The sequence below is a fragment of the Oligella sp. HMSC09E12 genome (genome assembly GCF_001808505.1).
In the GTDB taxonomy this organism is placed as follows: domain Bacteria; phylum Pseudomonadota; class Gammaproteobacteria; order Burkholderiales; family Burkholderiaceae_B; genus Oligella; species Oligella urethralis.
Genome location: NZ_KV793546.1, coordinates 5,962 through 7,229 on the forward strand (window position 1 = coordinate 5,962; position 1,268 = coordinate 7,229).

A 1,268-nucleotide genomic window follows, 5' to 3' on the forward strand; every position below is an offset into this window, starting at 1 on the left:
CCGCCAACGCACACAACTCAAGAATGCTTAAGGAGGGCTTAAAGAAGCATTTGAGATATCAGGGCTCAGCAGATGAGGTCGATAGCACCCGAGAGCGCATGAATCGCTTTCGAGACGAAAAAAACATGACAGGCATCGAGGCGATTAATTGCCTTTTGGATTTTTATTACGAGCATGGGGAGTAGCTAAATAATGCTTGACTTATTATAGTGTATGCACTATAATAAAGTTAATGAGTCGAACAGCATTTAGGAACGATAGATGAACAGAAACAGAGCATGTGGAGGAATATACGCAACAATGGGCTTGTCTTGGTATGAGGCGGCCTGCATAATTCGAGGCGAGGCTGAGCGGTTTGCTGCTCTGCTAAGAGAGCATGGATTTAAAGTAAGCATTGAGCATAGCGGCAGCGCCGCAGGACCATCAAGTTATCTGAGCGTATATGACCCTGATGGCGGGTTTACGCTCAACCTACCGTACCGTGTTTCAAATCACTTTAAAGGAATCAACAAAATGCACGAAGTGCATGATGTAGCAGGTGATGAGGACTTCAATCAAGAGTTGGAGCGGCTATTAAATTTTCGTAAAGAAAAGCAAAAAGAGCCGTGCTACGTGCCTTTAGAAGAAAGAAGGAAACAATGGGCGTTAGAAAGGGCGTTAGCTGAACAAGCAGAAAAAGAAGCCAAAAGACAAAGAGTCATCAATGCGATTGATTTTAAAAAACGCAAAGAGGCAGGCGAGGTCTTTAACTACAAAACTCGGAAAGAAATTAAATGGCTTGAGCATCAGATCAGCAAAGGGTGGATTAATCCAGATGACTATCAGTCTTAGTGATTCTTAGTAACTAATAAAGGAGAGAAAGATGGAATTATTGGCTAAACGTTTGAATGAGGGTAGATTAGCGGTATCTAGCAACGGTAAGGCGGCGGTTGCTGTAGGTTGTTGGGAAATTGACGGCGAGATTTACTTAGATAGATATGCGCCACGTTGGATCGGTGAGTGGAAACATAGAGAAGAGTTTGAAGAACTTTTTGAGAAAGCGGCGAACAAGCTCGGATACAAACGAGACAGACGCTGTAAGCAAGGTTGGCGCAAAGTTAAAACGAGGAAAAAACAATGAAAGATTTAAGAGAGTCGCTTGGTTTATCAATTGAGTGGGTTGCTGAGCAAACCGGCATGAGCGCAAACTCAATCAAGAACATTGAGTCAGGCGCAAAAAAAGCGCCTCAATCCATCATGAATTTTTTAAAGCAAATTGATGATGTGAT

General features: G+C 42.8%; 4 protein-coding genes. All 4 read left to right on the plus strand.

The genetic code is table 11. From position 1 onward, the window contains the following. A partial coding sequence (locus tag HMPREF3179_RS12370) for a hypothetical protein (protein WP_210398745.1) occupies positions 1–185 on the plus strand: 185 nt, incomplete at its 5' end. A 76-nt stretch (positions 186–261) separates the two neighbouring features. Continuing rightward, positions 262–831, plus strand: coding sequence for a hypothetical protein (locus tag HMPREF3179_RS02890; RefSeq protein ID WP_070469663.1), 570 nt, complete (start codon positions 262–264; stop codon positions 829–831). Positions 832–862: 31 nt separating this feature from the next. Beyond that, entirely contained in the window at positions 863–1,120 is a 258-nt protein-coding gene (locus tag HMPREF3179_RS02895) for a hypothetical protein (RefSeq protein ID WP_070469664.1), read from the plus strand. Continuing rightward, a partial coding sequence (locus HMPREF3179_RS12630) for a helix-turn-helix domain-containing protein (RefSeq protein ID WP_371441415.1) occupies positions 1,117–1,268 on the plus strand: 152 nt, incomplete at its 3' end. The genes HMPREF3179_RS02895 and HMPREF3179_RS12630, both read left to right, overlap by 4 nt.

What these genes read in the sequence shown, in the direction of transcription:
- HMPREF3179_RS02890 (WP_070469663.1), top strand. Translation starts at nt 262, where the DNA reads ATGAACAGAAACAGAGCATGTGGAGGAATATACGCAACAATGGGCTTG.
- HMPREF3179_RS02895 (WP_070469664.1), top strand. Translation starts at nt 863, where the DNA reads ATGGAATTATTGGCTAAACGTTTGAATGAGGGTAGATTAGCGGTATCT.